Below are 6,399 nucleotides of genomic sequence, written 5' to 3' on the forward strand. Positions count from 1 at the left end.
CGTGGGGGCATACTTCACCTTCGACGCAGACTGGTACAGATCATGGCAGGGGCGAAAGTGAGATACCGGATGATCGCCATCAAAATGCCCACTCACTGGGCGTTTCGTCCCTGACTTTGGACGTCAGGTTCCGCGCCAGGTTGGGGTGGATTCGCCGGTGAGGCGGCGGGTCATGAGCCCGATCATCGCGACGTGGACCATGGCTTCCGAGCGGGCCGGGAGGGCCTCGTAGTCGCGGGCGAGGCGCCGGTGGAGCATGAGCCAACCGAAGGTGCGCTCGACGATCCAGCGGCGGGGTTGGACGACGAATCCCCTGGTGGCAGGGTCGCGGCGGACGATCTCGAGGTCGATGCCCAGGGTGGCGCCGTGTTCCACGACGGCGTTCTTGTAGCCCATGTCGGCCCAGGCCTTGCGGATCGTGGGGTGCTCGGCCGCGACCGCGGTCAGCAGCTGCCGGCCGGCGGCGTTGTCCTGGACGCTCGCGGCGGTGACCAGCACCACGAGCAGCAGACCGATCGTGTCGGTGACGATGTTGCGTTTCCTTCCGACGATCTGCTTCCCGACATCGACGCCCTGGTCGACGGCAGGGACGTTGGTGGAGGTCTTGATGCTCTGCGAGTCGATGATGCACGCCGTCGGCTTGGGATCGCGGCCTTCGGCGGTGCGGACCAGGCGCCGTAGAAGGCCGCCTGGCTGCTCGAACACTCCCTCCTTCTGCCAGCGGGCGAAGTAGGCGTAGACGGTTTCCCAGGGCGGGTAGTCGTGCGGGAGGTAGCGCCAGGGGATGCCGGTGCGGTCCACGTAGAGGATCGCGTCCAGCAGGTCGCGCAGCTCGTGCTCGGGTGGGCGGCCGAACGCCAGGGCACGTGCAGTGCGCTCCTGGCGCCAGGCGGTCAGCGTGGGTTCGACCAGGGCCCAGCGGGCATCGGACAGGTCACTCGGATACCGTCGACGATCCGTCATGACGACGGCATACTGCGGAATCCCGCTGCCGCCCAGAGGCTGCGGAACTCAGAGGACAATCGTGCTCCAGCCCGGCTTCCTGGGATGAGACAGGACGATGCGCACAGTTCCGACGGACATTCGTACGCAGGCGGCACTTCTGTCACAAAGGGCCTCAGGAGTTGCCGCAGGAGAGCTGGCCACGCGGTCTGGAAACCGGGATCAACTGGCTCTTTCATGGGTAAAACGCCCAGTCAGACCGTGTTTGAGATCTGCCGTGTCCCGTGGCTGAAGGGTTCGTTGAGCTCTCTGTGAACGGCGTTGGGGGTGGGTATCCGTCGGACCTGACGGACGAGCAGTGGGCGCTGGTGGAGCCGTTGCTTCCGCCGGCGCGAGTGGGTCCGAAGGGCGGTCGGCGGGAGAAGCATCCGCGACGGCGGATCGTGGACGCGATCTTCTACGTGGTGCGGACCGGGTGCGCGTGGCGGCAGCTGCCGAAGGACTTCCCGCCCTGAAACGCCGGTGTGGATCACGCTCATGGCGATGCGGCGCCGCAAGACCCTCGTGGTCTGCCAGCCCTGTCACCAGGACATCCACGCAGGCCGGGCCACCTCTTCCACCCGAAAACGACCACTGGAGAGCGGTGTGCTGGGAAACTAGCCCGCACCGTTCGGGAAGGGGGCCGTCGGAAAAGGACCCGCACCACGGGCACCTCGTCGGCGGCCTACTTCACTCACCTGGTGGCACGACGACGGCACCGTCGAGCGAATCCACGACGCCCTGCGCGGCCAGGTCCGTGAAGCCGACGGCCGCGACGCGGAGCCGAGCGCCGGCCTGATCGACTCGCAGTCCGTCCGCACCGCCGACACCGTCCCCGCCGCCACCAGGGGCTTCGATGCGGGCAAGAAGGTGAAAGGTCGCAAGCGGTTCATCGTCACCGACACCCTCGGCCTACTCCTGGCCGTCCACGTTGTCGCGGCGAGCATGCAGGACCGCGACGGCGCGAAGCGGCCGCTGCTGTGGACCCGCCTCGACCACCCCGGCGTCAAGAAGGTCTGGGCCGATCAGGGCTTCGCCGGCCGGCTGGTCGAATGGACCGCCCAGATCCTCGGCCGCGACCTGGAGATCATCCGCAAAGACCCTGACCAGCGCGGCTTCCAAGTCCAGCCCAAGCGGTGGGCGGTGGAGCGAACCTTTTCCTGGCTCACCGCCCACCGGCGCCTCGCCCGGGACTACGAGACCAGCCCAGCACACTCCGAGACCATGATCCGCTGGGCGATGATCGGCATCATGGTCCGCCGGCTCACCCGAGGCCGCCCGGCAACCCGACGAGGCCCGCGACCGCTCTCACGCATCGCCGGCTGACGGCCCTCACACTCCTCATGTGTCGTACAAGCCGTCCCACGGCACGCTGAATCCAAGCTGGTTCGGGTAGAACTCGGCCCAGTCGTCCTGTTCCTCCCCGTCGGGATACTCCCCATGGCACTCACGGACCAGGCCGAACAGTGTGCCGTCGACCTCCACGGCGAACGGGGCAATCGCGATGTCGGCGAACCGCCGGCCCGGCAGCGAGTCCATAAGCTGCTGTGCGGCTTCCACCACCGGCACCTTCCCCGGCCCGTCGGCGACCGTTCCGGATGCGTGCGCAGACGGCGGCCGAACTCTGGCTTGACGAGCGCGGATACGGCTACAAGAACCTCAAGTGCCAGGTCGAGGACCTCTCGCAGGCCGCGCTCGGCAAGCGTCAGCGCCGGGCCCGCGCGGCGGCCGGCTGACCGGGAGCCGCCTCGGGTCGGTGAGGTGCGTGCGCTCGGCTCCGGGTGGATCCACCTCGTCCAGGGTGTTCCGCTCGCCTGCCGAGCACGGCTCAATCCGCCCGCGCGGCCGGACCGGGCGAAGAGCTACTGGTCCTTCATCGGACGGGCCTGGCGGAGCTCTCCTTCCAGGAGGCCCATGATGAACTTGTCGTACCACTGGCCGTCGCGGCGGAAGACCTGGCGCAAGCGGCCCTCGTCGACGAAGCCCACCTTCCGGTAGACCCGGTGGGCGGCGTGGTTCTCGGTGACCACGGTGAGCCGGATCTTGTGCAGCCGCATCTTCTCGAAGCCGTAGCGGCAGACCGTGCGCATGGCGTCGGTGGCGTAGCCCTGGCCCCAGTACTCCTTCTCGCCGAGGTAGATGTCGAGGTCGGCGCACGCGGTCTCCGGCTCGGCGTCGTGCAGGCGGACCAGGCCGATGAGCCTGCCGTCGCTCCGGACCTCGATGCCGAGCAGCAGGTCGGCGTACGTGTTGGCGGGACGCTCGGCGAGCCACTTCTCGACGTGGGCGAGGGGTTGGGCGTAGCCGTCGTCCATCCAGCGCATCACCTCGGGGTCGTGGTTCCACCGCCACAGTGCCTCGGCGTCCGAGACGTCCATCGGCCGCAGTCCCACCAGGTCTCCGAGCACCATGACGACGCCCCCTCCTCCTCGATCCGTGATCATCATCGTTTCTGACGTGGCCAGTGGTAGCACGAGCGCCGGACGGTGATCAATCCGATTGATCGTCGGCGACCGGGAGGTCTCTCCGGTCCTGATGGACGGTCATGTCCGTGCCGCGCTAGGCTGGACGGGTACCGCACATGGAACGCATCCGCCCCCTGAACGCTCCGTCGTTCAGGGGGCGGATGCGTTCGGCCCCGAAGACTCCGCGACAGCGCGACCGGCACGGCCGGCCGCGCTGTTCGCGCTGCCCGGAACAGGAGAGCTGACCGTCATGCCGCGACGAACCTCATGCCGCGAAGGCACCCCCAGCCGGATCGACCTCCGGACCACCGACCGGGAGGCCGCGATGGCCTTCTACGGCGGCCTGTTCGGCTGGGAGTTCAAGGATCGAGACTTCAAGGAACTGGAGTTCAAGGACTCGGTGACTCCGGAAGCCCCGGGCCACACGATCGCCGTGCACCACGGCGGGGTGGTCGCCGGGATCGTCGAGGCGGGCGGCGCGTCCCCGGCCTGGTGGACGTACCTCGCCGTGGACGACATCGAGGCCGCCGCCGCCAAGGTCGAGGCGGCGGGCGGTTCGCTGCTGATGCCGCCCGGCGACGGCGTGGGGGAGGAGCGGACGGCCCTCGCGGTGGATCCGACCGGTGCGGTCGTCGGGCTCTGCGCGAGGGGGGAGGGCGCCGAGGGGATCGTGATCAACGAGGCCGGGGCCTACACCTGGAGCGAGCTCATGACGGGTGACCGGGACGCGGCCCTGGCCTTCCACCGGGAGGTGTTCGGGCTCACCGTACGGGTCGTGGACCTCGGGGGCTCGCCGTTCACCGGACTGGTGGCCGGCGAGGACATGGTCGGCGGAGTCATCCCGCTCCCCCGCGAGGGCGCGGTGGCCCGCTGGATCGTCTACTTCGCGGTGACCGACGTCGAGGAGACCACCGCTCGTGCGGAGTCGCTCGGCGGATCCGTCGTGCACGGGCCGATCGAGACCCCGGTCGGGCCGCTGGCGGCGCTCCGGGACCCGCAGGGTGCCGCGTTCAGCGTCTGGGCGGTGAACCTGCCTGCGCGGTAGGGCGGGAGTCCGTACGGGCTCACCGTCGCGGACAGTTCGACCGGGCTCGGGACCGGCCACCCGCCGGTGCGCGCCGCACGCGGTGTTTCGTGCGCGGACGAGCCTCGATCTGTCACACTGGGTAGCGAGACGTGGCCGGAGGGTGGCGGATGGAGACGGTGATCGTGCAGTTGCCGGAGCAGAGCGGCGCTCCGGCGGCGGGGCCGCCCGGTCTGCTGCACATGGGGCCCGGTGACAGTGCGGACTTCGGGCGGGGCGCCCCGGGCCGGCCGGTGGCGATCGCGCTGGCCGACCAGGGTGTGTCGCGTCGGGCCGGGGAGATCGTCGCCGCCGAGGACTACTGGCGGCTGTCCAACTTCAGCCGCTCGGCGACGTACGTGGTGGAGAACCTCGAAGGGGCGGGGGAGCACGTGAAGGTGGCGCCGGGGCGGCTCGGCGCGCCGGTGCCGTTCGAGTTCTCCCGGGTCGTCCTGCCGTCGGTCAGGGCGGTCTGCGACTTCAAGGTGTTCGCCCCGCAACACGCCTACCTGGGGGCCGAGTCGGGCCCGCACCAGGGTGAGCACACCGTCAGTCCGTTCGCGCTGGACGCGACCGCCAAGTACTTCCTCGTGCTGGTCGCGCTCTGCGAACCCCGGTTGCGCGGGGCCTCGACGGCGGCCGTCCCGGGCGTCGGCGACGTCCTCGAACGGCTGCGCGGGCTGCCGTCCTGTGCGGGCCTCACCAGGTCGGCGGTGAACTACCACATCGACTACCTCGCCACGACCAAGCTGCGGTTGCGGCCGGACGACGAGCCGTCCGACGGCACACTGCGCAAACGCGAGGAACTGGTCTCGCTGGCCCTGCGCTTCGACCTGGTGCGCGAGGACCATCTCGCCCTGCTGCCGCCGCACCGACGCCGCTGCTGAGAGAGCACCGCATGAACGACCGCTCCCCGGCCCCGCTCCAAGTCCCGTCCGGCTACCGGGTGGCCGGGTACCGGATCACCGGGCCGCTCGGCGGCGGGGGCTGGGGCAGTGTCCACGCGGCGGAGGGTGTCGCCGACGGCGCGCCCGCCGCGCTGACCTGAAGCGCGAGTCCAGGTGTTGGCCCTCGGCGTCGAACTCGTGCAACACGGAGTACCACCGTCGCACTACCCGGCCATTAGCGTCCCGGCCTACGAAAACACCGCTGACGTGGGCGAAGAACTGGTCTCCGTCCCACTGCCCGATGGTAGACGTTCGGTAGTCCGGCTCATGCCGAATAGGAACCAGGTCAGGCACAGTCATGCCCGCACCCTACGTGTCGACCACGACGCCACGGATGCCCTGAAGGGTGTCTTTACTGCCGTACATCGTCTGACCAGCGGCTTTCCGGGCGGTCGGGTTCCGGGCATGATCACTGGGCGTGGGTCTGCGACTGCTGTACTTGATCTTCTGCCGGCTGCTGGGCTGGCTGACACTCCTGGGACGCTCCTCCGCTGCCGACAGGGCCGAGATCCTCGCCCTGCGCCATGAGGTCGCCGTGCTGCGCCGACAGATCGGGCGGCCGCAGATGTCCTGGGCCGACCGCGCGGTGCTCTGCGCTCTCGCACGCCATCTGCCGTCCGCCCTGCGCCGGCACCGGCTGGTCACCCCGGGCACGCTGCTGGGCTGGCACCGACGGCTGGTGCGTTGGAAGGGGCGCCAGCCACCGGGCAGGTCCGGCCGGCCACCGCTGCCCGAAGAGATCGTCGCGCTCATTTGGCGCCTCGCCACGCAGAATCCGGCCTGGGGGTACGGCAGGATCCAGGGCGAGCTGCGACGGCTCGGCCACCGGGTCGCCGCTGCCACCATCCGTCGCATCCTGCGTCGCTCCGGCCTGCCACCCGCTCCACCGCGCGCCTCCCGGCAGTCCTGGCGCACCTTCCTCCGCTCCCAGGCCCACACGCTT

General features: G+C 69.8%; 8 protein-coding genes and 3 pseudogenes. 8 read left to right on the forward strand and 3 right to left on the reverse strand.

Annotated features, from left to right (window positions below; genetic code table 11):
- Positions 1-123: 123 nt before the first annotated feature.
- Positions 124-963, reverse strand: coding sequence for an IS5 family transposase (locus AB0442_RS41405; RefSeq protein ID WP_366168692.1), 840 nt, complete (start codon positions 961-963; stop codon positions 124-126).
- A gap of 263 nt (positions 964-1,226) precedes the next feature.
- On the opposite strand from AB0442_RS41405, the pseudogene AB0442_RS41410 reads away from it, so the two are divergent.
- From AB0442_RS41410 to AB0442_RS41420, 3 genes and pseudogenes are all read left to right on the forward strand, one after another.
- Positions 1,227-1,454: pseudogene (locus tag AB0442_RS41410) on the forward strand (transposase); the annotation flags it as partial.
- Positions 1,455-1,464: 10 nt separating this feature from the next.
- Entirely contained in the window at positions 1,465-1,602 is a 138-nt protein-coding gene (locus AB0442_RS41415; protein ID WP_366168693.1) for a hypothetical protein, read from the forward strand.
- Positions 1,603-1,683: 81 nt separating this feature from the next.
- Positions 1,684-2,307: pseudogene (locus tag AB0442_RS41420) on the forward strand (IS5 family transposase); the annotation flags it as partial.
- Positions 2,308-2,322: 15 nt separating this feature from the next.
- Here the strand turns inward: AB0442_RS41420 and AB0442_RS41425 are convergent.
- Positions 2,323-2,541: a hypothetical protein gene (locus tag AB0442_RS41425; RefSeq protein ID WP_366168694.1), complete on the reverse strand. Its 219-nt coding sequence runs from the start codon at positions 2,539-2,541 to the stop codon at positions 2,323-2,325.
- A gap of 41 nt (positions 2,542-2,582) precedes the next feature.
- On the opposite strand from AB0442_RS41425, the pseudogene AB0442_RS41430 reads away from it, so the two are divergent.
- Positions 2,583-2,717 (forward strand): annotated as a pseudogene (locus AB0442_RS41430) (DUF6204 family protein); the annotation flags it as partial.
- 126 nt (positions 2,718-2,843) lie between these two features.
- Here the strand turns inward: AB0442_RS41430 and AB0442_RS41435 are convergent.
- On the reverse strand, positions 2,844-3,392 hold the full coding sequence (locus tag AB0442_RS41435) for a GNAT family N-acetyltransferase (protein ID WP_366168695.1): 549 nt from the start codon (positions 3,390-3,392) through the stop codon (positions 2,844-2,846).
- A 304-nt stretch (positions 3,393-3,696) separates the two neighbouring features.
- Between AB0442_RS41435 and AB0442_RS41440 the strand changes: the two genes are divergently transcribed.
- The 4 genes from AB0442_RS41440 to AB0442_RS41455 form a co-directional block, all read left to right on the forward strand.
- Positions 3,697-4,491: a VOC family protein gene (locus AB0442_RS41440; protein WP_366168696.1), complete on the forward strand. Its 795-nt coding sequence runs from the start codon at positions 3,697-3,699 to the stop codon at positions 4,489-4,491.
- A gap of 149 nt (positions 4,492-4,640) precedes the next feature.
- Complete coding sequence (locus tag AB0442_RS41445; RefSeq protein ID WP_366168697.1) at positions 4,641-5,396, forward strand: serine/threonine protein kinase; 756 nt, start codon at positions 4,641-4,643, stop codon at positions 5,394-5,396.
- Positions 5,397-5,407: 11 nt separating this feature from the next.
- Positions 5,408-5,557 carry a hypothetical protein gene (locus AB0442_RS41450; protein WP_366168698.1) on the forward strand — a complete coding sequence of 50 codons (150 nt, stop codon included), beginning with the start codon at positions 5,408-5,410 and terminating at the stop codon, positions 5,555-5,557.
- 317 nt (positions 5,558-5,874) lie between these two features.
- The coding region (locus AB0442_RS41455; protein ID WP_366168699.1) for a helix-turn-helix domain-containing protein at positions 5,875-6,399 on the forward strand (525 nt) is incomplete at its 3' end.

Origin of the sequence: Kitasatospora sp. NPDC085895 (assembly GCF_040702125.1) — a bacterium.
Classification (GTDB): domain Bacteria; phylum Actinomycetota; class Actinomycetes; order Streptomycetales; family Streptomycetaceae; genus Kitasatospora; species Kitasatospora arboriphila.